At 62.1% G+C, this 21,120-nt stretch carries 17 protein-coding genes; 9 read left to right on the forward strand and 8 right to left on the reverse strand.

What is annotated here, in order from left to right; genetic code table 11:
• The first annotated feature begins 193 nt into the window (after positions 1 to 193).
• Positions 194 to 967, forward strand: coding sequence for a ferredoxin--NADP reductase (locus AC5ZG1_RS15475; RefSeq protein WP_028163358.1), 774 nt, complete (start codon positions 194 to 196; stop codon positions 965 to 967).
• 318 nt (positions 968 to 1,285) lie between these two features.
• On the forward strand, positions 1,286 to 2,911 hold the full coding sequence (locus AC5ZG1_RS15480) for an FMN-binding glutamate synthase family protein (protein WP_456645458.1): 1,626 nt from the start codon (positions 1,286 to 1,288) through the stop codon (positions 2,909 to 2,911).
• A gap of 220 nt (positions 2,912 to 3,131) precedes the next feature.
• On the opposite strand, the gene AC5ZG1_RS15485 is transcribed toward AC5ZG1_RS15480, so the two are convergent.
• From AC5ZG1_RS15485 to AC5ZG1_RS15500, 4 genes are all read right to left on the reverse strand, one after another.
• Entirely contained in the window at positions 3,132 to 4,445 is a 1,314-nt protein-coding gene (locus tag AC5ZG1_RS15485) for an ABC transporter ATP-binding protein (RefSeq protein ID WP_496133389.1), read from the reverse strand.
• A gap of 104 nt (positions 4,446 to 4,549) precedes the next feature.
• Complete coding sequence (locus tag AC5ZG1_RS15490; RefSeq protein ID WP_496133390.1) at positions 4,550 to 6,538, reverse strand: carbohydrate porin; 1,989 nt, start codon at positions 6,536 to 6,538, stop codon at positions 4,550 to 4,552.
• A gap of 490 nt (positions 6,539 to 7,028) precedes the next feature.
• A complete protein-coding gene (locus AC5ZG1_RS15495; RefSeq protein WP_130225269.1) occupies positions 7,029 to 7,304 on the reverse strand; it encodes a hypothetical protein in 276 nt (91 codons plus the stop codon).
• Positions 7,305 to 7,423: 119 nt separating this feature from the next.
• Positions 7,424 to 8,257, reverse strand: a complete 834-nt coding sequence (locus AC5ZG1_RS15500; protein ID WP_496133391.1) for a creatininase family protein — start codon at positions 8,255 to 8,257, stop codon at positions 7,424 to 7,426.
• Positions 8,258 to 8,371: 114 nt separating this feature from the next.
• Here AC5ZG1_RS15500 and AC5ZG1_RS15505 point away from each other — a divergent pair, with 114 nt between their 5' ends.
• The 5 genes from AC5ZG1_RS15505 to AC5ZG1_RS15525 are packed head-to-tail and all read left to right on the forward strand — an operon-like array spanning position 8,372 to position 12,704.
• Positions 8,372 to 9,391: an ABC transporter substrate-binding protein gene (locus tag AC5ZG1_RS15505; RefSeq protein WP_496133392.1), complete on the forward strand. Its 1,020-nt coding sequence runs from the start codon at positions 8,372 to 8,374 to the stop codon at positions 9,389 to 9,391.
• A 20-nt stretch (positions 9,392 to 9,411) separates the two neighbouring features.
• Positions 9,412 to 10,221, forward strand: a complete 810-nt coding sequence (locus AC5ZG1_RS15510) for an ABC transporter ATP-binding protein (protein ID WP_496133393.1) — start codon at positions 9,412 to 9,414, stop codon at positions 10,219 to 10,221.
• Positions 10,218 to 11,006 carry an ABC transporter permease gene (locus AC5ZG1_RS15515; RefSeq protein ID WP_208829218.1) on the forward strand — a complete coding sequence of 263 codons (789 nt, stop codon included), beginning with the start codon at positions 10,218 to 10,220 and terminating at the stop codon, positions 11,004 to 11,006. The genes AC5ZG1_RS15510 and AC5ZG1_RS15515 overlap by 4 nt, the downstream gene beginning before the upstream one ends.
• Positions 11,006 to 11,992 (forward strand): 2-hydroxyacid dehydrogenase, encoded by a 987-nt coding sequence (locus AC5ZG1_RS15520; protein WP_496133394.1) that lies wholly within the window; start codon positions 11,006 to 11,008, stop codon positions 11,990 to 11,992. Before AC5ZG1_RS15515 ends, AC5ZG1_RS15520 begins: the two co-directional genes overlap by 1 nt.
• Before the next feature lie 13 nt (positions 11,993 to 12,005).
• Positions 12,006 to 12,704 carry an AprI/Inh family metalloprotease inhibitor gene (locus AC5ZG1_RS15525; protein WP_208829217.1) on the forward strand — a complete coding sequence of 233 codons (699 nt, stop codon included), beginning with the start codon at positions 12,006 to 12,008 and terminating at the stop codon, positions 12,702 to 12,704.
• A 249-nt stretch (positions 12,705 to 12,953) separates the two neighbouring features.
• Here the strand turns inward: AC5ZG1_RS15525 and AC5ZG1_RS15530 are convergent, their stop codons facing one another.
• Entirely contained in the window at positions 12,954 to 14,621 is a 1,668-nt protein-coding gene (locus AC5ZG1_RS15530) for a methyl-accepting chemotaxis protein (RefSeq protein WP_496133395.1), read from the reverse strand.
• Between the two features lie 321 nt (positions 14,622 to 14,942).
• Between AC5ZG1_RS15530 and AC5ZG1_RS15535 the strand changes: the two genes are divergently transcribed.
• Positions 14,943 to 15,317, forward strand: a complete 375-nt coding sequence (locus tag AC5ZG1_RS15535; RefSeq protein ID WP_028163370.1) for a hypothetical protein — start codon at positions 14,943 to 14,945, stop codon at positions 15,315 to 15,317.
• An 89-nt stretch (positions 15,318 to 15,406) separates the two neighbouring features.
• Here AC5ZG1_RS15535 and AC5ZG1_RS15540 read toward each other — a convergent pair whose 3' ends face one another.
• Entirely contained in the window at positions 15,407 to 15,598 is a 192-nt protein-coding gene (locus AC5ZG1_RS15540) for a hypothetical protein (protein ID WP_130225277.1), read from the reverse strand.
• A 202-nt stretch (positions 15,599 to 15,800) separates the two neighbouring features.
• Between AC5ZG1_RS15540 and AC5ZG1_RS15545 the strand changes: the two genes are divergently transcribed.
• Positions 15,801 to 19,667 carry a DUF4082 domain-containing protein gene (locus AC5ZG1_RS15545; RefSeq protein WP_496133396.1) on the forward strand — a complete coding sequence of 1,289 codons (3,867 nt, stop codon included), beginning with the start codon at positions 15,801 to 15,803 and terminating at the stop codon, positions 19,665 to 19,667.
• 60 nt (positions 19,668 to 19,727) lie between these two features.
• Here AC5ZG1_RS15545 and AC5ZG1_RS15550 read toward each other — a convergent pair whose 3' ends face one another.
• Positions 19,728 to 20,156, reverse strand: a complete 429-nt coding sequence (locus tag AC5ZG1_RS15550; RefSeq protein WP_496133397.1) for a GNAT family N-acetyltransferase — start codon at positions 20,154 to 20,156, stop codon at positions 19,728 to 19,730.
• Positions 20,157 to 20,245: 89 nt separating this feature from the next.
• On the reverse strand, positions 20,246 to 21,085 hold the full coding sequence (gene aac(3), locus AC5ZG1_RS15555) for an aminoglycoside 3-N-acetyltransferase (protein ID WP_496133398.1): 840 nt from the start codon (positions 21,083 to 21,085) through the stop codon (positions 20,246 to 20,248).
• Between the last annotated feature and the right edge of the window lie 35 nt (positions 21,086 to 21,120).

Consider the following 21,120-nt stretch of genomic DNA (forward strand, 5'->3'; position numbering starts at 1 on the left):
GATGTTTTGAACCATTCTGCGAAATCAATCGACAGCCATGCTGAGTTCGCAATTGCACAATGGATGAATTCCATTATGTGTGTCAGCGGCGCGACGGGCAGGCGGGCTTCCCCTTGATGTCAGTCAATTACGTGCGGTCGAGCAGCCGCTACTCGACCTCGTTTATGTAAGGTCAATCGGAAAAACCAGACACATGAGCGCGTTCTATCGAGAGAAGGTCCTTTCTGTTCGTCACTGGACCGATACGCTTTTCAGCTTCCGAGCCACCCGCGATTCCGGCTTCCGCTTCCAGAACGGCCAGTTCGCCATGATCGGCCTCGAGATCGATGGCCGGCCGCTGCTGCGCGCCTATTCGATGGCGAGCGCCAATCACGAGGAAGAGCTCGAGTTCTTCTCGATCAAGGTGCAGGACGGTCCGCTGACCTCCAAGCTGCAGAAGATCCGGGAAGGCGACATCATCCTGGTCGGCCGCAAGGCGACCGGCACGCTGATCACCGACAATCTCATCCCCGGCAAGCGGCTGCTGCTGCTGTCGACCGGCACGGGTCTGGCTCCCTTCGCGAGCCTGATCAAAGACCCCGAGGTCTATGACCGCTACGAGACCATTGTGCTGGTCCATGGCTGCCGCCAGGTCGCCGAGCTCGCCTATGGCGAGGATCTGGTCGCCAATCTGCGCGACGACGAATTGTTCGGTCCGCTGCTCGCCGAGAAGCTGCTCTATTATCCGACCGTGACCCGCGAGCCGTTCCGCAACCGCGGCCGCATCACCGACCTGATCACGTCGGATCAGCTCTTCAACGACATCCACCAGCCGCCGCTCGATCTTGAGACCGACCGCATCATGATGTGCGGCAGCCCGGCGATGCTGGAGGACCTGCGCAAGCTGTTCGAGGGCCGCGGCTTCACCGAAGGCAGCCACAGCACGCCCGGCCATTTCGTGATCGAAAAGGCCTTCGTCGAGCGCTGATCGGCTTCGAGTTTTAAGCCAACTCTCTCGCCCGTCATTCCGGGGCGCGCGCAGCGCGAGCCCGGAATCCATTTCTCCGCGGCGTTTGTGGCCCGATGGATTCCGGGCCCGATGCTTCGCATCGACCCGGAATGACGGCGGGGTGCCTCTTCCCCCTTTCGTTGCGGCGCAATACACCACCCCGGATCGTGTAGCGTCGGTGTCACATCCGTGAACCCGAAGTCCCATTATACCGTATAGCGTGTGGCGGACGGCGCGGGATCGATTAGGCTCTCCGCCCGCCGATAACCAGTTCGGCAGGATCCGCTGAGGGGTTTCATGGCAACGCTGCTGCTTCCGTTCTCGCCGCGCTTCATCGTGCTCACGATCTGCTCGGTGGTCACTGCGCTCCTGCTCGTGTTCGGCATCGTCGACCGGAAGCTGATCGACGTCATCCTGATCCCCTTACTGATCTTCGGCGCGCTGACGCTGCTGGGCGTCCGCGACCTCATGCAGAAGCATCACGCGGTGCTGCGCAACTATCCGATCTCGGCGCATCTGCGCTTCCTGCTCGAAGAGATCCGCCCGGAGATGCGGCAGTATTTCTTCGAGAGCGAGAAGGACGGCATGCCGTTCTCCCGCGACACCCGCGCCGTCGTCTATCAGCGCGCCAAGATGGTGCTGGACAAGCGGCCGTTCGGCACCCAGGAAGACGTCTACCGCGAGGGCTACGAATGGATGCACCATTCGGTGGCGCCGAAGCCCCATTCGAACGAGAAATTCCGCATCACCATCGGCGGTCCCGACTGCGCGAAGCCTTATTCGGCCTCTGTCTTCAACATCTCCGCGATGAGCTTCGGCGCGCTGAGCCCGAACGCGGTGCGCGCGCTGAACGCCGGCGCCAGGAAAGGCGGCTTTGCGCATGACACCGGCGAAGGCGGCGTCAGCCCGTACCACCGCGAGAAGGGCGGCGACATCATCTGGGAGATCGGCTCCGGCTATTTCGGCTGTCGTAATCGCGACGGCACGTTCAATCCGGACGAGTTCGCGCGCGTCGCCACTGAGGAGCAGATCAAGATGGTCGAGCTCAAGATGAGCCAGGGCGCCAAGCCCGGCCATGGCGGTGTGCTGCCGGCGGCGAAGGTCTCGGAGGAGATCGCCAAGATCAGGGGCGTTCCCCTAGGGGAAGATTGCATTTCGCCGGCCTCGCACAAGGCGTTCTCGACGCCGCTTGAGATGATGGCTTTCATCGGCGAGATGCGCCGGCTGTCGGGCGGCAAGCCGGCCGGTTTCAAGCTGTGCATCGGCCATCCCTGGGAATTCCTCGCGATCTGCAAGGCGATGCTCGAGAGCGGGATCTATCCCGACTTCATCGTGATCGACGGCAATGAGGGCGGCACGGGCGCTGCGCCGCTGGAATTCATGGATCATCTGGGCATGCCGATGCGTGAGGGCGTCAATTTTGCCCACAATGCGCTGGTCGGCATCAATGCGCGCAACCGCATCAAGTTAGGTGCCTCCGGCAAGATCGCGACTGCCTTCGACATGGCGCGCGCGATGTCGATCGGCGCCGACTGGTGCAATTCCGCGCGCGGCTTCATGTTCGCGCTCGGCTGCATCCAGTCCTTGAGCTGCCACACCGACCGCTGCCCGACCGGCGTGACCTCGCAGGACCCGATCCGCAACCGCGCGCTCTACGTGCCCGACAAGATCGAGCGCGTCTCCAACTATCATCACGCGACGCTGCATGCGCTGGCGGAACTGCTCGCCGCCGCCGGCCTCGAGCATCCGCAGGAGTTGCGGCCAATCCATTTCACGCAGCGGACGTCGACCACGGAAGTCCGCACCTTTGCCGAACTGTACCCGGCGCTGCGTCCGGGCGAATTGCTCGAAGGCACCCAGGACCGCCGCTTCCGCGACGCCTGGGCCATGGCCCGCCCCGATTCGTTCCAGCCAGCGGGGTGAGCACGTTTCCCTCTCCCCGCAAGAACGTGGAGAAGGCGAACCGCCCATCCCGGTCATTCCGGGGCGCCACGCAGTGGCGAGCTATGATGTGCAATTGCACATCAGAGAATCCATGTTTCCACCCGCATCTGTTGCTCGATGGATTCCGGGCTCGCCGCTTCGCGTCGCCCCGGAATGACAGGGTTTGTTGCGGCGGCGAGGTAGGGACAGGCCGCCTCGGCTAATGCGGGTTCTCCAGGCTGAACGTCTCCGACTGTTCGTCATAGGCGAACAGCTCGGCATAGCGTCCCCATGAGACGATGGTCTTCAGCGTCTCGTCCGCATAATCCTCGGACATGTAGTCCTCGAGCTCGTTGCGGAATCGCGCGGCGGGGGCTGTGTGGGACGGGCGTTCGTCAAGCACGCGTTTGATCAGGCCCATCACCGGCACGTAGCTGATCAGATGTTCGGCGAACAGTTTCTTGCGCGCGTCGGTTTCGAGATTGGCAAAGCGCAGACCGGCTTCGGTCAGCACCAGGTCGCCCTCGCTTAAGCGCGCGAACCGCAACAGCTGCAGCGCCTCGCCGAGATGCAGGATCTCGTCCGTCTCCATTTGCAGGCTGCCGGCGAGAACCGGCAGGTCGGCGTGGCCGTGATAGGGCGGCCCTGCCAGCGTCTCGATCAAGCCGGACAGTTCGTTGGACGAGACATGGCCGAGCGCCGTGCCGACGCCCGCGCCGGAAGCCGCCTCGGCTGCTGTGGTCGACTTGCCGTCGGTCCGCTGCGTCATGCGCCCATAGATGTTGTCGACGAGCTGCCGGAACGCCGGATCGAGGCGGTTGCGCGGATGCGGGAAATCGACCTTGATCTCGGTCGCCACTCTGCCGGGATTGGACGAGAACACGAGAATGCGGTCGCACATCAGCACCGCCTCCTCGATATTGTGCGTCACCATCAGCACCGATTTGATCGGCAGGCGGCCGTCGGTCCACAGATCGATCAGGTCGGTGCGCAGCGTTTCAGCGGTCAGGACGTCGAGCGCCGAGAACGGCTCGTCCATCAACAGCAGGTCCGGATGCACCACCAGGGCGCGCGCGAAGCCGACGCGCTGGCGCATGCCGCCGGACAATTCCTTGGGGTAGGCGGATTCGAAACCGTCGAGGCCGATCAGGTCGATCGCGGCGAGCGCGCGGGTGCGTCGTTCTGCGGCATCGATGCCGAGTGCTTCGAGCCCGAGCTCGACATTCTGCAGCACCGTGAGCCAGGGAAACAGCGCAAACGACTGGAACACCATCGCGACGCCGTTGGGGGGACCTGCGATCTTCTTGCCGCGGCAGGCCGCCTCTCCCGAGGAGGGATCGACGAGGCCGGCGATGATCCGGAGCAGCGTCGATTTGCCGGAGCCGGAGCGGCCGAGCAGGCCGACGATCTCGCCGGCGCGGATGGTCAGGTCGACGTTTTCGAGCACCAGCAGGTTCTCGCCGCTGCCCTTGGGAAAGGAGCGACAGACGCCGCGGATATCGATGAGGTTAGGCTGAGCGGATTGTTCGAGCATGGCGGCTCCTCATCACCCGAGGCGAAGGCGGCGGGACAATGGCTCCTTGAACCGATCTCCCGCGATCCTTTCATTTGAGCACGATCTTCCTGTGAAGATATGCTCTAGAATTCCCCGTGCAGCCTTCCCGCGAAGATGTGCACGGGGCCACGGTCGGCGTTATAGGCGGGGTTTGTGATGAACTGATAGTCCGCCGTCAAGGTGAAGTTCTTGCTGATCGAATACGCGTAGTACGTCTCGAAGATGCGCTCGTGGCTGTAGTTGAGCCGACCGTCGCCGATCAGGAGGCCGAGGCCGCCAGCCGCCAGGAAATCGCGATGCGCGGCGGACAGGCCGTTGATCGCGCCGCCAATGCCGAACGTGTCGCTTGGCCGGCCCCAATAGCTGCCCTTGACCGACAGGCCGCCCGAAACGCTGCGGTCGACGTCGGTGAACGAGAGAATTTCGGCGCGGCCGTCGTTCCAGCTCGCGCGGGCAAACAGGCCAATGTCCGTGGCGAGCTGCTGCTCGAGGTTGGCGTAGAAGCCGTATTTGAGATTGTCGCGGCGGATGGCCGTCATCACGTTATTGATGTCGAGCGCCGGGTTCAGGCTCTCGATATCCAACGCCTCCTGATAGATGCCGGTATTGCCGCGATTGGCAAATGCGCCGAGCCGCAGCTTGCCGGGCTTGTCGGAGAGCGCATAGCGCCCTTCGAACTCGACCGCGGTGCCGCCGGTCTTAAAGGTCAGGACGTCGCTGTTGGGCGCATCAGGCACCTGGAACAGGCCGGCGCGCACCGCCCAGTCCTTGCGGTTGAACTCGACCACCGCGCCGCGCGTATAGCCAGGCAGGTCGGCCGGGAAGTCGTAGGCGGCAGAGGCCCACATCGCCCAGTTCATGAAATCGGCGCGCGGGTCCTTTGCATAGGAATTGCCGTCGAAGAAGTCGCCGACCGCAAAGCGCCCGACGACGACGGTGATGCGGTTGATGTCGCGCTTGCCCGGCAACTGGTTGGGACCATCGGCGACCTCTTCCTGCTCGCCTCCAAGTCCAAAGGTCTGCTTGAGGAAGTAGCGTTGCGGCCGCAGCTTCGGAAAGGCCGCTCCTGCCTTTTGCGCTTCGCCGTTGGGGAAACCGGCAAGGCCGAGCGTGCCGTTGATGCCGAAGCCCTGCGCCAGCTCCGGATTGAAATAGAGCTCGCCGCCTTCCCACAGCCTGAGGCCGAGAAACGCCGTCGTGGTCCAGGTCGCCTGGAGTTGTCCAGGCCCCGGCAGGCTGTTGGTGCCCATGTAGGGCGAGCGGAACGACGGATAGCCCTGCGGCAGGAACGTGGTCTGCGCATGCACATTCCAGTCGTTCGACTCGGGAAGTTTGGTCGGGCTTGCCGCGACCGGCCAAGGCGCGTCGCCAAACTGATAGTTCAAGCCGAACTTCAGCAGATGGAGATCGGGCTTGATGCTGACGGAGGGCAAGCCGAATTCGCCGAGGTCGTAGGTCCGTTGCGCGAGGTTGACATAATCGTATTCGAGCTTCGCGCTCCAATTGCCGCTCAGCGCGAATTCGGCACCGGCGCCGACGGTCCAGCCGGTGTGATATCGACCGGGGGTCGAGACGATCTCGCCGTCGGCGTCGTTGATCCTGACATGGCTGTGCCCCCAGGCGAAGCCGCCGGTCAGATAGGGCATCCACCATCCGAATGCGTAGCCGACGCGGCCACGCAAGGTGCCGGTGTAGTCGATCGAGCTCTGGAAAGGGCCCGGCACCAGCCGCGGCACGTCCGTCGGGCTGGTGAAGGTGGCGTCGGCCTCGATGCCGAGCACCATGCGATTGAAGAATTGGCGATTGTATCCGGCCTGGTAGCCGCCGAGCAGCCCGGTAACGGTCGGTGGAAAGAACACGGACTGTTCGGGGAGGGGATTGGTGCGTGGGCCCAGGCTGCCATCGCCGTAGCCGGTGTGGCCCCCCAGATAAAAGCCGGTCCAATCGTAGACGGCGGCGTAGGCGGGAGCCTTGAAGGCGATATCGGCGGCAACCGCCGGGCCGCTCAAGGCGACGGTCGCGGCCGCCGCGTGGCCGAGAATCTTCGCAAAGGATCGGCTGCGGCGCGGCATGGCGGAGATGTTTCCAAACTGGACGTCGCGAGGGTTCGGCGTGCCCGTTCCCGAAGCGTTGCTACGACGCCTTCCCGCACACGAAATCATCACGCCGCCTTTGCCCCGGTCGCATGTCCTGATTCCCCTCCATCGCGCCAGATCGGGGAAGCTACACCGTACCACAATCCCTATTGCGAATAATTCGCAATAGCAAGAAACGGCGAGTCATTACCGCTGGATGGCATCGCTCAATGACAGTTTTGCAACAGAAGGCGCGATCATCTTGTCGCGGCCAGATCCGGATGTGGATGACCCGCCCGGGGGGACAGCCGGGCGGGTCCGGGGACGACACGGGGTGGATGAGGCGCCCGTGCCGGACGCACAATCCACGGTCGACGTGTTTTCGAGCGAAGGAGGTTTACCGGTTCGCGCCGCAATCAAGTTTACGCAGATTGCGTGGACTTATCTGTGCAGAAAACGCGTCAACCAAAACCGCTCCGTCGATCGATCAGAAATTGCAGGTACGCACGCGGCCCATGTAATTGCCGAACGCATCGTACTGGCGAACCCAGCCGCAGCGGCGATAGCCGTCGTAGTAGTAGCCGTTGTTCGCGGCGATGGCGCTGCCGACAACCGCTGCGCCGACGAGGCCGGCACCGACGCCCAAGCCCCAGTGGTGGTGGTGGAACGGCTTGGCTTGCGCCTGGGTGGTCGACGTCGCGATCGTGCCGGTGACAGCGAGCGCGGCGAGGGCGAGAGCAGCAATCTTGGTCTTGATCGACATGGATAACTCCATCCTGTTGAAGGCGGCGCCGGGATGGCCCGCACGCACCGTTGGACGGAGCCTCCGCGATTTGGGTTCGAAGCGGAGGATGAAGGCTATGCCTGTCGATTATTTTGCTGTCAGAACAGCGGCTTAGTGGATGAGCGCGGCCCGGCTGCGAGCTTGTTCACGTCGAAGTTATCGACGTCGATAAGCAGCTCGCAGAACGCGCGTGCGCCGTGATCGAGCAGGCGCTCGCCCTTCTCCGCGGAAGCCTTGGTCGCATCGCCGATCGCGCCGCTTGCGTGCAGGTCCTGCGTTTGCCAGGCGAACGGCGCGGGCCGTTGCGTCGACAGCCAGCGGTGATCCTTTTCGATGGCGATGCTGGCGGGACGAAAATCCGCGATCGCTTCGTTGCGCACCGTCTGCGGATAGCGCGCCAGCATGATCGAGGTCTCGGCCGCGCCGCCATGAATGCCGTGACGCACTTCTTCCGCATCGAACAGCTTGTCCGCCGCGCTCAGCCGCGACCAGCTTGTGGTGACCACCAGCATTTCATGTTGCGCACGCAGATCCTGCGCGACCAGGCTCATCGCGGCGCTGTTGCCGCCATGGCTCGTGACCATCACCAGCTTTTTGACGCCTGCGCGCGCCACGCTGTCGCCGAGCGTCGTCCAACTCTTCAATGCGACATCGGCCGGCAGCGTCAGCGTGCCAGGAAAGTCGATATGCTCGGTGGAAATGCCAACCGGCTGCAGCGGCAGGAAGGTCGCGGGGAGGCCGACGGGCAACAGCTCGCGCACAAGCGCCAGATAGGCTTCGGCGATCATGACGTCGGTGCCGAGGGGCAGATGCGGCCCGTGTTGCTCGGTCGCTGCGAGCGGCAATACCGCGATCCAGCGCGCCGGATCGGCGCCAGCGACCTGCGGCCAGCGGATTTCGGTCCAGTCGCGGGGTGGAACAGTCGAAGTCATTTCTCTGCCAAGCGTTCCTTTGCGCGGATTTGCGAGGTAATTTGCCGGCCCTGCCGCGGGCGCATTCGGCGTCCATCACCCATCATGGGCCATAACCAGCGACGGAGTCCAACCATGAAGCGGGCCTTTTTGCTGCGAGCGTTAACCATAGCCGTGTGCGGCCTGGTTGCGGCCTTTGCGCCCGCAAAGGCCCAGACCCTGGACAAGGTTTCGTTCGGCACCAACTGGGTCGCGGAGGCCGAGCATGGCGGCTTCTTCCAGGCGGTGGCCGACGGCACCTACAACAAATACGGCCTCGACGTCACCATCGTTCCCGGCGGTCCCAACAACAACAATCGCATCCTCCTGATCGCCGGCAAGATCGATTTCTTCATGAGTGCGAACTCGCTGCAATCCTTCGACGCGGTCACCAACAACGTGCCGCTGGTCGCCGTCGCCGCGATGTTCCAGAAGGATCCGCAGGTGCTGTTGACCCATCCTGACATCAAGGCAACCAAGCTCGAGGATCTGAAGCCGCTGACGCTGCTCGTCTCGAAGGAGGGTATGACGACCTACTTCCAGTGGCTCAAATCCGAATACGGATTCAGCGAGAGCAAGGTGAAGCCGTACACCTTCAACCCGCAGCCCTTCATCGTCGACAAGAAGAGCGCGATGCAGGGCTATGTCACCTCGGAGCCGTTCGCGGTGGAGAAGGCCGCAAGCTTCAAGCCCGGTATCTTCCTGCTCGCCGATTACGGCTTCAACACCTATTCGACCCTGATCGAGACCCGCCGCGACATGGTCGAGAAGAAGCCCGATCTCGTGCAGCGCTTCGTCGACGCCTCCATCATCGGCTGGTACAACTATCTCTACGGCGACAATGCCGCTGCGAATGCCATGATCAAGAAGCTCAATCCGGAAATGACCGACGAACTGCTCAGCTATTCCATCGACAAGATGAAGGAATACGGCATCGTCGATTCCGGCGACTCCCTGAAGGACGGCATCGGCGCCATGACCGACGAGCGGATGGCGAGCTTCTTCGACAAGATGGTGCGGGCCGGCGTCGTTCGCTCCGATATCGACTTCCGCCAGGCCTATACGCTGCGCTTCGTCAACAAGGGCGTTGGGCTCGACCTGCGGCCGAAGAACTGAGCGCGAAGAGAGCTCTCGTGATGGCCGAGCCAGCCCCGAGCGAACTGGACGCCGGCTCCTCGCTTGCGGTGAGCCTGCGTGGGGTCACGAAGGTTTATGACAGCGGCGTCGCGGCGCTCGGCCCGCTCGATCTCGAGGTCAAGCGGGGAGAATTCGTGACGCTGGTCGGGCCGTCGGGTTGTGGCAAATCCACTGCGCTGCGGCTGATCGCTGGCCTTGCGGCGCCGACCGCCGGCACCGTCAGCGTCTCGCATCTCGCGGCGGAAGTACGCGGTCATCACTCGATCGGCTTCGTGTTCCAGGAGCCGACCCTGATGCCGTGGGCGAGCGTGCGTGACAATGTCCGCCTGCCGCTGAAGCTTGCCCATGCGCCGACGAGCGAGGCGGATGCGCGCATCGACGAGGCGTTGGCGCAGGTCGGGCTCGCCGAATTCGCACACGCCTATCCGCGCGAACTGTCCGGCGGCATGAAGATGCGCGTCTCGTTGGCCAGGGCGCTGGTCACCGATCCCGATATTCTCCTGATGGACGAGCCGTTCGCGGCGCTGGACGAGATCACGCGTTTCCGCCTCAACAACGATCTGCTGGCGCTCTGGCGCAAGCTGCACAAGACCGTGATCTTCGTCACCCATTCGGTATTCGAGTCGGTGTATCTCTCGCAGCGCGTGATCGTGATGACGGCGCGGCCGGGGCGGATCGGCGCGGAGTTTCGCATCAGCGCGACCGAGCCGCGCGGCGAGGAATTCCGCACCTCCGCCGAATATGCCGGCTTCTGCCGCCAGGTCTCCGGCGCACTGGCGCCGGCCTACGCGGGACAGGCCGGCGCATGAAGTCCTCGCGGCATGCGGTTCGCCTGCTCTTGCCGGTCGTCGTCTTCGCGGCTGCTATCCTGCTGTGGGAAGCGATCGTTCGCGTCAACAATATCCAGCCCTATGTGCTGCCGGGGCCGGTGGCGGTGTTCCAGACACTGATTGGCGACTGGCCGGTGCTGTCGCAATCGCTGGGCGTCACGCTGCTGACCACGCTCGAAGGTTTCGTGGCGGCCGCGATCGGCGGCATCGCGCTGGCGCTGTTGTTCAACCAGTCGAAATGGCTGGAATATTCGCTGTTCCCCTATGCGGTGATCCTGCAGGTCACGCCGGTGATTGCGATCGCGCCACTGCTTCTGATCTATCTGCAGCAACAGACCGCGGTGGTGGTCTGCGCCTGGATCGTCGCCTTCTTTCCGGTCCTGTCCAACACCACGCTCGGGCTCAATTCGGTCGACCGTAACCTCGCCGGATTGTTCCAGCTCTACGGCGCGACGCGGCTGCAGACGTTATGCTTTCTGAAACTGCCCGCGGCGTTGCCGTTCATCCTCGGGGGGTTAAGGATCGCGGGCGGCCTGTCGCTGATCGGCGCCGTCGTGGCCGAGATCGCGGCCGGCACCGCGGGCGCAGGCTCCGGTCTCGCGTTCCGCATTGCCGAGTCCGGCTATCGTCTCAACATTCCACGTATGTTTGCGGCGTTGTTCCTGCTCTCGGTCGCCGGGATTGTCATCTATGGGGTGCTGGCGCTAATTTCGCACCTGGTATTGCGGCGCTGGCACGAGAGCGCGCTTGGAAAGGAAAGCTGATGGCTGCAACTATCTCTTCTGACAAGATCGACCTTTTGGTTTACGGGCCGATCCGTCCCATTCTGCAGAATGGCTTTCCCGATCAGTTCATCCTGCACACTGCGGAAAACCGCGCCGATCTCGAACGCTTGACGCCGGAGACCAAGGCCAGGATCCGCGGCATGGCCGTGACCTATCACACCGTGTCGACCGACAGGACCGTGCTGGCGCAATTCCCGAAGCTCGAGCTCGTCGCGAGCTTCGGCGTCGGCTACGACCATGTCGAGTCCGCCTATGCGCGTGAGCACAACATCATCGTTACCAACACGCCCGACGTCCTGACCGAGGAGGTGGCCGACGTCGCCATGGGCCTTTTGATCGCGACCCTGCGCGAATTCATCAAGGCCGACCGCTACGTGCGCTCCGGCCTCTGGCAGACGCAGAACTATCCCTTGAGCGTCGGCTCGCTGCGCGACCGCAAGGTCGGCATCGTCGGCATGGGTCGGATCGGGCAGGCGATCGGCCGCAGGCTCGAGGCTTCGCTCGTTCCCGTCGTCTATCATTCGCGCAATCCCGCGGCCGGCGTGTCCTACCAGCACTATCCCGACCTGATCGAGATGGCGAAGGCGGTGGATACGCTTGTCGTGATCGTGCCCGGCGGCGCCTCCACTGCGAAAATGATCAATGCCGAGGTGTTGAAGGCGCTCGGCCCGCGGGGCGTGGTGATCAACGTCGCGCGAGGTTCGGTCGTGGACGAGCCGGCGCTGATCGCGGCCTTGAAATCGGGGACCATCCTGGCCGCCGGTCTCGACGTGTTCGCCACCGAGCCGAACGTGCCGGACGAGCTGAAGTCGATGCAGAATGTCGTGGTGCTGCCACATATCGGTTCGGCTTCCGTGGTAACGCGCAATGCCATGGACCAGCTCGTGGTCGACAATCTCAAGAGCTGGTTCGCCGGCAAGCCGCCGCTCACGCCGGTTGCGGAGACCCCGGTAAAGGGATGTTGATCAGGGATCGTCGATGTCAGTCCGCCGTTTCAGCGTCGTGGCCGTGCTGCTGGCAATTGCCGGCGGCGCTGGACCTGCGTCGTCCCAGGATGCCTCGTCGCTGAAACAGGAAATGATCGGGCAGTGGGAGCTTGCCACCACTGAGCGCAGCAAGACCTGCGTCGTGACGCTAAAGGGCGATGCCACGGCGCAAGGCCTCAAGCTCGAGCTCGAGCCTTCCTGTCCGGCGGCGCTGCCCTTCACCAAGGACATCGCCGCCTGGAACATCAAGGGCCTCGACATCGTGCGGCTGCAGAATGCGGCTGGCGAGCCGGTAATCGATTTCACCGAGGTCGAGAGCGGCATCTTCGAGGGGCACCGGACCGGCGAGGGCGTCTACATTCTGCAAAACCTCGCCGCGGCCCGCGCGCTCGCCAAATCGATGGACCAGATGATCGGAGACTGGTCCATGGTGCGCGGCAACGGACAGGCGATCTGCGGCCTGACGCTGACCAACACCGAAGCCGGCCAGGACAATTTCCAGGTCTTCCTGAAGCCGAAATGCGATCCGGCGGTGACCGCATTCGCGCCGACGGTTTGGCGGCTCGATCACGGCCAGATGCTGTTGATGTCCGAGAAGGGCGAGACCTGGCAGTTCGAGGCTGACGACAATGCGCAGTGGCGCAAGGTTCCCGACACCGCCGACCCCCTGATCATGCTGCGTGATCAGTAGCGGCGCCGCAGGGCGTGACGACTCTTGTTTGACTCGGCGTGACCGCCGTTGTTCACCTCTCCCACAGGGAGAGGTCGGCGCGCAGCGCCGGGCGAAGGGTTACGGTCCCACGATGGAGTTCATCCCCCTCACCCGGATCGCATCTTGCGATGCGATCCGACCTCTCCCCGATGGGGAGAGGTAAGGCACCTCCGACGTGGTACCAACTCGCCTGATCTCGCGATCCGCGCCCGTGGCGATCCGCTACTATCACCCGATGGCGGCGGCCTCGTTGGCGGCGCGCTGCATGCTCGACGACATCTCGCCGGTGACGACGCTCTGCTCCTCGACTGCGGCCGCGGTCGACGTCACATATTCTCCCACCGCCTCGATCGAGCGGCGGACCGTGCCCAGCGCAGTGACCACGTCGACGGAAATGCCATTGAGCGAGTCGATCTCGACGCCAATCTTGTCGGTCGCCTGCTTGGCCTGGTTGGCGAGGTTCTTGACTTCAGCGGCGACCACCGCAAAGCCACGGCCGGCCTCGCCGGCGCGTGCGGATTCGATGGTCGCGTTCAGCGCGAGCAGGTTGATCTGGCCGGTGATGTCGCCGATCATCTGCAGGATGCCGCTCATCGAGGCGGCCGCGGCGGTCAGCCGCTGCGCCTGGTGGTCGGCGGATTGCACATGGTCGGTGGCGGCCGCAGCCGTTTCCTTCGACTTGACCATCGCCTCCGAGATCTCGCGCACCGAGGCATTCAATTCCTCGGCGCCGGCCGCGACCTGCTCCATCATGCCGCGGACGCGCTCGCTCTTCAGTCGCGCGATCACCTGGGCGGTGACGTCGGAGGAGTATTTGACGACTTTGAACGGCCTGCCATTGAGATCCATGATCGGATTGTAGGAGGCCTGGATCCAGACTTCGCGTCCGCCGGCGCCGACGCGGCGAAACTCACCGGTCTGGTATTCGCCGCGATTCAGCGCAGCCCAGAATTCGCGATAGGCAGGCAGGTCACGCTCGGCCGGATCGACGAACATGCTGTGGTGACGGCCCTGGATGTCGTGCAGCGTGTAGCCCAGCGTCTTCAGGAAATTCGCGTTCGCCGTTTTTACCGTGCCGTCCATCGCGAACTCGATCACGGCCTGCGACTTGTCGATGGCCGCGATCTGGCCGGCAAAATCGGCATTGCGCAGCTTCTGCTCGGTGACGTCGGTGGCGAATTTGACCACCTTGAACGGCTTGCCGTTCTCGTCGAACACCGGATTGTACGACGCGAGAATCCAGACCTCCCTGCCGCCCTTGCCGATCCGCTTGAATTCGCCGGTCTCGAATTCGCCCCGGTTCAGCTTCTGCCAGAACTCCCGATAGTTCGGGCTGTCGCGGAATGACGCCTCGACAAACATGCTGTGGTGCTTGCCCTGGATCTCGGCCAGCGAATAGCCGAGCGCGCGCAGGAAATTCTCATTGGCGGTGATGACAGTGCCGTCGAGATTGAATTCGATCACCGCCTGGACGCGGCCAATGGCCGTGGTCTGCGCCCGGAAGTCCAGGTTCTGCAGCCGGATCGAAGCATCGGACCATTCCACGGCGAAGCCTGCGCGCTGCCCGTCGTCGGTGGTCAGCGGCGTGATCATGAGATCAAAGGCACGGCCACCGAACCTGATGGTCTCCCGCTGCGGCGTCTTCAACTGCGCCAGCGCGTGGCGCTCGGCGGAATCCCTGTAAAACATGTCGATGCTGCTGCCGATCAGCTTGCCGACCGAGAAGCCCGGAAGCTGCTTGCGGATATCGGCTTCCGCGTCGGTGAGCAGCCTGGTCACCGCACGATTCATGTAGGTGATGGTCAGTGACGCATCTGCGATCATCAGGTTGGCAGTGATGACGTCGGCGGCAGTCTTGGCAATGTCACCGGCACGCGATTTCCGGCTTCCAAACATGTCTGGGTTCCTGCGTTGGCGGGCCAGGCGACGCAATTGTCGATCTGGTATTCATGATCGGCGAATCAAAATTCCAAATGTCACCAGAAGCTTCTCAGCATGGTGTGAACGGTCCCTTAAATATCCCGCTACCGCTGGCAAAATTGCCGAGCTCCGATATTGCGTCGCGGCCGAACACGCAAAACCGCGTGCTCGGCGCTTTCTTCGAGCAGTTCTTCACCCGCTCTCACCTGTCCTTGTGCTGGGACGAGGAACGCCCTTGGCGTGTGCGGCGTTGGCTGTTCATGTCTCGATCCGGCTTCTTCGGACCAGGAGCGCGCTATGGCGACGACCGTGCTTGCAATTGGCATCGATCCCGCATTCGCGGATTTCAGCGCCTTTCCGCAGCTCACGCCGGACCTCATCAGGAACTATATCGACGCGCAGATCGATCAGTTGCGCAGCCACGGCTATGAGGCGGACGCCTGCCTGGTCGACCTCGGCGATACGGCGGAGCAGGTGGTGGCCATGGCGCTCGAGTCGAAGCGGTTCGACTGCGTTGTCATTGGCGCCGGCCTGCGCGAGCCCGCCGAGCAACTGCTGCTGTTCGAGAAGATCATCAACCTCGTGCACCGGCTGGCACCGGAGGCCTCCATCTGTTTCAACGCGTCGCCTGCAGACACGATGGATGCGGTGCGGCGTTGGGTCGGGCCGTAACTCTTCGGCGATGCGAACGATCCGAGTGTTTCTCTCTCGAAGCTCCGCACACAATCACAACACTGATGTACCCCGACCGGGGAATCTGGTCAGGGCGCCGAGGGATGGAGTCTGTCGATGTAGTCGGTTACCTCCTTGTATGTGACCGGCTTGGCAAGGCTTTTCATCGGCGGCTCGCTACCTTTGCGGATCTCCAGGCTTTTTCCGTCACGAGCGTGCGTGACCTGATAACCGCGATACAACCAGGTTTTGCCTTCGGTCCAAGTCGGTCGTTCTTGCATCGGATCATCACTCCCTGACTGATCGGTTAACCTCTGGGGCCGGCGGTTAGTCTCTCAACAATCGAACGTGGTGTCACGGCGCCATCGCAATCGCACTAGATTGTGAACGTCGATTAATGAACGCTCGAGTAGTCGTTCGATACCAAGCTTTGCAGACGACGATTTATTGCAGTCACGTTTCCCACAGCAAAGATGCTAGCAAATGGCACCAAATCCGATCGTTATCGAAAACCAGAACACCGGCACCCCTCAAGAAGTATGGGACCTCAGCGGTCCGGCGGCCACCAATATCGAAGGCTTCGCCACCAGCATCAGCGTCAATAGTGGAAGCCAGATCGGCTTCAAGATCAATACCGATTCGACGAACTACCGGATCGACATCTATCGCCTTGGCTATTACGGCGGCGCCGGCGCTCGTTTCGTAACGTCCATTCAGCAGAACACCGCGTCGATCCAGCCGTCGCAACCGGACGGTGATCCGTCGATCGGTCTGTACGATGCCGCCAACTGGAACGTCACCGTCACGTGGACCGTCCCCGCGACGGCGGTCTCCGGCGTGTATATCGCAAAGCTTGTCCGTCAGGACACGACAGCCGGCGAAAGCCATATTACCTTTGTCGTCCGCAATGACGGTGTGGCGCGGGACATCGTCTTCAAGACCTGCGACACCACATGGCATGCCTACAACGGCTGGGGCGGTGCAAGCCTGTATGGAGGAAATGCGACGCAGAGTGGTGACGGGCGCGCTTTCAAAGTCAGCTACAACCGGCCCTTCGGTACTCGTGACGGCATTGGGCTATATGCTGGCCCGCAGGATTTCGTGTTCAGCGCGGAATATGCGGCAATTCGCTGGCTCGAGCGAAACGGATACGATGTGACCTACATCTCAACCGTCGACGCGGGGCCGGGCAACATCCCGCTGACGAACTACAAGGTGTTCATGTCGGTCGGACACGATGAATATTGGTCCGGCGATCTCCGGACCAATGTAGAGGCCGCACGTGATGCAGGCGTGCATCTCATCTTCATGAGCGGCAACGAGGTTTACTGGAAAACGCGATGGGAAGCGGATGCGAACGGCACGGCGAACCGCATTCTCGTCTGCTACAAGGAAACCCACGCCGCCGCAAAAATCGATCCGACGCCGGAGTGGACCGGCACCTGGCGCGATCCGAGCTTCAGCCCTCCGTCCGATGGAGGACGTCCTGAAAATGCGCTGACCGGCACCATCTTCCAGGTGGATTCATTTCGCGGCGACGCGATCACGATTCCCTCGAACCTCGCACAGTTCAGATTCTGGCGGAATACGGCGGTGCAAGCCGGCACGACCAGCTCTCTGGCAATCGGCATGCTTGGCTACGAATGGGACGAAGCGCCTGACAACGGCTTCCGGCCGGGCGGATTGATTGCAGTGTCATCGACGGTCCTTCCGGTGGACACCTATCTGCTCGATTATGGCAACACCACCGGCGCCCGGACTGCGACACATAATCTCGTCCTGTATCGCGCACCGAGCGGGGCAATCGTGTTCGGTACGGGAACGGTCTTCCTGTCTTTTGGCCTCGACACGACGCACGACTACTGCAACCTTGGCAGTGTGGGGCCGACGCCCGAGGATCCCAACGTACAGCAGGCCATGGTGAACGTGTTTGCGGACATGGGCGTGCAGCCGCAAACCCTGCAGACCAACCTCGTTGCCGCCAGCGCATCAACGGATCACACGCCACCGGTCTCGACGATCTCTACTCCCGCTTCAGGTGCAAGCCTTGTCCAGCAGCAAGCGGTGACGATTTCGGGCACCGCTGGAGATGTCGATGGGCTGGTTGCGGTCGTCGAGGTCTCGACCGACGGCGGAACGACCTGGCACCCGGCCACAGGCACCACGAACTGGACATACACGTGGTGGCCACTGCAGCCGGGCACGTTCACCATCAAGTCCCGGGCTGTCGACGACAGCCTCAATATGGAGACACCCGCCGCCGGTGTAACCGTAAGCGTTATACCTGGAGCGGTCGTGAGCCTTTTCACGCCTACTGATGCGCCGTTCGTGGTACTCGCCAACGATCCCCTGGCAATAGAGCTTGGTATCCGAGTGCAGATCAGCGCTGCCGGCACTGTCAGCGGTATCCGTTTCTACAAGGAGCCGCTCAACACCGGCCCGCACGTCGGCAATTTCTGGAGCGCTGACGGAACGTTGCTTGCAACCGCGGCCTTCTCCGGTGAAACGTCAAACGGCTGGCAGCAGGTCAATTTTCCGACTCCGGTCACTGTCAATGCAGGCGCGACATACGTTGCGTCGTACCACACCGCTACGGGCCTCTATTCTGCGGACTTGAACTACTTTCTCAATACGCGGAGCGCGGGTCCGCTGCGCGCACCGGCCGCCGGCGCCAATGGTGTATTTGCCTATGGATCGACGAGCATTTTTCCCGCGAGCTCAAATCTGAAAGGCAATTACTGGGTCGATCTGGTATTCAACCGCGCTGGTGGAACCGGGAATCTGCCACCCATCGCGAATGACGTCGGAGGCTTTATCACCCCTCCGAACTCCGTCCTGTCCATTCCGGCCGCCTCGATCCTGGCTAATGATACGGATCCAAATGGCTACACACTATCCATCTCAAGCGTCAGCAGCCCGGTCAATGGAACTGTAAGCTACGATGCAACAACGCAAGTCGTTAGCTTCACGCCGACGACCGGTTACCTTGGGACAGCCAGTTTCATTTATACAATCACCAACGGCCATGGCGGCACCGCCTCCGCGACCGTATCGCTGACCGTGAGTGCCGGCACCGTCAGCCTGTTCGGTCCATCGACGACACCGGCAACGATCACAGTCAGCGACGCCAACCCGGTCGAACTCGGGGTCAAGTTCGAGACATCCGTTGCCGGCCAGGTCCTCGGAATTCTTTTCTACAAGGGTCCGCAAAACACAGGCACGCATGTCGTCAATCTGTGGACCTCGACGGGTACCCTGCTGGCCAGTGCAACATCCAGCAACGAAACCGCGAGTGGTTGGCAGACCGTGGGTCTGACCACACCGGTGACCTTGACCGCCAATACGATCTATGTCGCTTCCTATCACACCAACGGCTTCTATTCTGTGGACGGGAACTACTTCGCCACTGACCATACCAGTGGGCCGCTCACGGCCCCCAACAGCGCCGGCAGTAACGGCAATGGAGTCTTCTCCTACGGCGCCAGCGGCAGCTTCCCAACCAGCAGTTTCGACGCAAGCAACTATTGGGTCGATGTCCTTTTCAACCCGAGTGGCAGCGGAGACCTACCTCCCGTTGCGAACAACGACAGCGGATTTACAACGCTCCAGAATACAGTCCTTGCCATTCCGGCCGCTACGATTCTGGCCAATGACTCCGATCCCAACGGCTTTGCCCTGTCGATCTCGAGCGTCGGCGCCCCGACCAACGGAACGGTCAGCTATAATGCAACGACGCAAGTGGTCGATTTCACGCCGACCAGCGGCTACCTCGGAGCGGCGAGCTTCACATACACAATCACCAACGGCCACGGAGGAACCGCCTCGGCAACCGTCTCACTGACTGTTCTCCCCTCCAATGCCGTCAGCCTCTTCACCGCCACGACCACACCGGCAAACATCACGGTCAACGATTCCAATGCGGTCGAACTTGGGGTCAAGTTCGAGACGTCGGCCGGCGGCCTCGTCTTTGCGATTCTCTTTTACAAAGGGCCGCAGAACACTGGTCCGCATATCGTCAACCTATGGACTGAGACCGGGACCCTGCTAGCCAGCGCGACATCCACCAACGAGACCCCCGGCGGCTGGCAAACTGTCAATCTCGCTACACCGGTGGCTTTGACCGCCAACACGATCTACGTCGCTTCTTATCACTGCAACGGCTTTTACTCGGCGGACTCCAACTATTTCGCCGCCGACCATGTCAACGGCGCACTTACGGCGCCGGCCAGCGCGAGCAGCGGAGGCAATGGTGTCTATGTCTACGGCACCAGCAGCAGCTTCCCGACAAATACCTTCGGCGCCAATAACTACTGGGTCGACGTGCTGTTCGTCGCCGGCGCTGGGCCGTAAGCGTGACAAGCGGGAAATGCAAAGTGAACCGGCTGCCGACTCAACCAATGGCACCACGCTCTAAGCCGAGGCCGCGATCAAGCCCTTCTTGATCGCGGCGTCCTCGCTGCTGAAGATGGCCATCGCCGTGAGCATGCGCCGGAAGCCGAGTTTCTCATAGAACGCCTCGGTGCCGGGATTGGCGTACAGGATGATCTTCCTGTGGCCGCGCGACAGATCCCGCAATCGCGTCGCGATCTCCTTGCCGAGGCCTCGCCCCTGAAAATGCGGATGGACGGCGATGTCGCAAATGTAGGAGCAATCGACACCATCAGCGACGGCGCGTCCTGCGCCGGCCAGGATGCCGTCGTCGAACGCGAAGCATTTGTACATGCTGTTTCCGAACGCGCGCTTCAGCTCCTCCGGTTTCTTGTCGCCCAGCGGAGCGATCCGATAGAGCTCCGACAGCGCATTCCAGTCGATCCGGTCCTGGTCGGATGTCCATTCCATGTCGTTGCTCCTCTCGGATCATGTACTAGAGCAGATTTGGTCAGAATGATCATTGATCATGGCCTATGCTGCAAATGTCGTTTGAAAGGCTAGTCGCTTCGGGGATCATCCAAGGGCGACGACGTCCGGCCAAAACGGCGCTCAAGATAGGTCACGCCAAAGGAAACGATGTCCTGCGCGTCGAACAGGTAGCAGGATGCGTCTCCTACTCGGTCAATCCGGTGCCGATCGAGGGCAGCGTATGCATGCGCGATCGTTTCGACCGCGTCAGGCTCTCCGTCGACCGCGAAGCGATCGAGGATGCCGTTCGAGTCGAAATCCTCGGCCCACTCCCAGACGGTTTGACCATCGGGGCCAAGTAGCGGCATCTCATAGGTCACGCGGCGTTTACCAGGAATATCGGCAATAGCCTCGGCATAGTGCAGTGCGGTAACTGAGTTCAGCGGAGCGCCTAGCAGAAGAACTTTTCCGCCCAGCTTGACAAAACGTTCGAGGGGCGAGCCTTTTCCCAACGCCTGACCAAGGTGATGAGACTTTGTCAAAGTTTCTGCGAGAGGACCTATAGCGACCATCGATGCGTCCGGATGTGCGCTACGTCGCGCACCGGGGGTCTGGACAAGGAACTGATTGAGCAGGCCGAAGCCCGCATATGTTCCAGAGGTTGCAGGGTCAAACGGAGGCCAGGTGCGACGGAGTTCTTCGTCCATCTGAGCGCCGTTCAATGTTTCCTCGTACGGTGATCGGTCCCATGAGGCATAGCCCATTACAGTACCCGTCGGCCCGACGGCGTCGAGAAGAGCGTCGACGACGGTGGCCGCGCCGCCCTCGACACTACCGATGGCCTTCAACGAGGCATGGACCATCACGAGATCTCCCGGTTGGACGCCCAGTCGTTGAAGGTCTGCTGTGATTTCGGTTCTTGCTCTCATTGGAATCTCTCTCCCAGTTTCTTCTCGGCTGGATC

It is taken from the genome of Bradyrhizobium sp. Leo78, from assembly GCF_059512425.1.

Bases quoted from the DNA above. Each gene is read 5' to 3' on its own strand.
- AC5ZG1_RS15475 (WP_028163358.1), top strand. From the start codon at position 194: ATGAGCGCGTTCTATCGAGAGAAGGTCCTTTCTGTTCGTCACTGGACC.
- AC5ZG1_RS15480 (WP_456645458.1), top strand. From the start codon at position 1,286: ATGGCAACGCTGCTGCTTCCGTTCTCGCCGCGCTTCATCGTGCTCACG.
- AC5ZG1_RS15485 (WP_496133389.1), bottom strand. From the start codon at position 4,445: ATGCTCGAACAATCCGCTCAGCCTAACCTCATCGATATCCGCGGCGTC.
- AC5ZG1_RS15490 (WP_496133390.1), bottom strand. From the start codon at position 6,538: ATGCCGCGCCGCAGCCGATCCTTTGCGAAGATTCTCGGCCACGCGGCG.
- AC5ZG1_RS15495 (WP_130225269.1), bottom strand. From the start codon at position 7,304: ATGTCGATCAAGACCAAGATTGCTGCTCTCGCCCTCGCCGCGCTCGCT.
- AC5ZG1_RS15500 (WP_496133391.1), bottom strand. From the start codon at position 8,257: ATGACTTCGACTGTTCCACCCCGCGACTGGACCGAAATCCGCTGGCCG.
- AC5ZG1_RS15505 (WP_496133392.1), top strand. From the start codon at position 8,372: ATGAAGCGGGCCTTTTTGCTGCGAGCGTTAACCATAGCCGTGTGCGGC.
- AC5ZG1_RS15510 (WP_496133393.1), top strand. From the start codon at position 9,412: ATGGCCGAGCCAGCCCCGAGCGAACTGGACGCCGGCTCCTCGCTTGCG.
- AC5ZG1_RS15515 (WP_208829218.1), top strand. From the start codon at position 10,218: ATGAAGTCCTCGCGGCATGCGGTTCGCCTGCTCTTGCCGGTCGTCGTC.
- AC5ZG1_RS15520 (WP_496133394.1), top strand. From the start codon at position 11,006: ATGGCTGCAACTATCTCTTCTGACAAGATCGACCTTTTGGTTTACGGG.
- AC5ZG1_RS15525 (WP_208829217.1), top strand. From the start codon at position 12,006: ATGTCAGTCCGCCGTTTCAGCGTCGTGGCCGTGCTGCTGGCAATTGCC.
- AC5ZG1_RS15530 (WP_496133395.1), bottom strand. From the start codon at position 14,621: ATGTTTGGAAGCCGGAAATCGCGTGCCGGTGACATTGCCAAGACTGCC.
- AC5ZG1_RS15535 (WP_028163370.1), top strand. From the start codon at position 14,943: ATGGCGACGACCGTGCTTGCAATTGGCATCGATCCCGCATTCGCGGAT.
- AC5ZG1_RS15540 (WP_130225277.1), bottom strand. From the start codon at position 15,598: ATGCAAGAACGACCGACTTGGACCGAAGGCAAAACCTGGTTGTATCGC.
- AC5ZG1_RS15545 (WP_496133396.1), top strand. From the start codon at position 15,801: ATGGCACCAAATCCGATCGTTATCGAAAACCAGAACACCGGCACCCCT.
- AC5ZG1_RS15550 (WP_496133397.1), bottom strand. From the start codon at position 20,156: ATGGAATGGACATCCGACCAGGACCGGATCGACTGGAATGCGCTGTCG.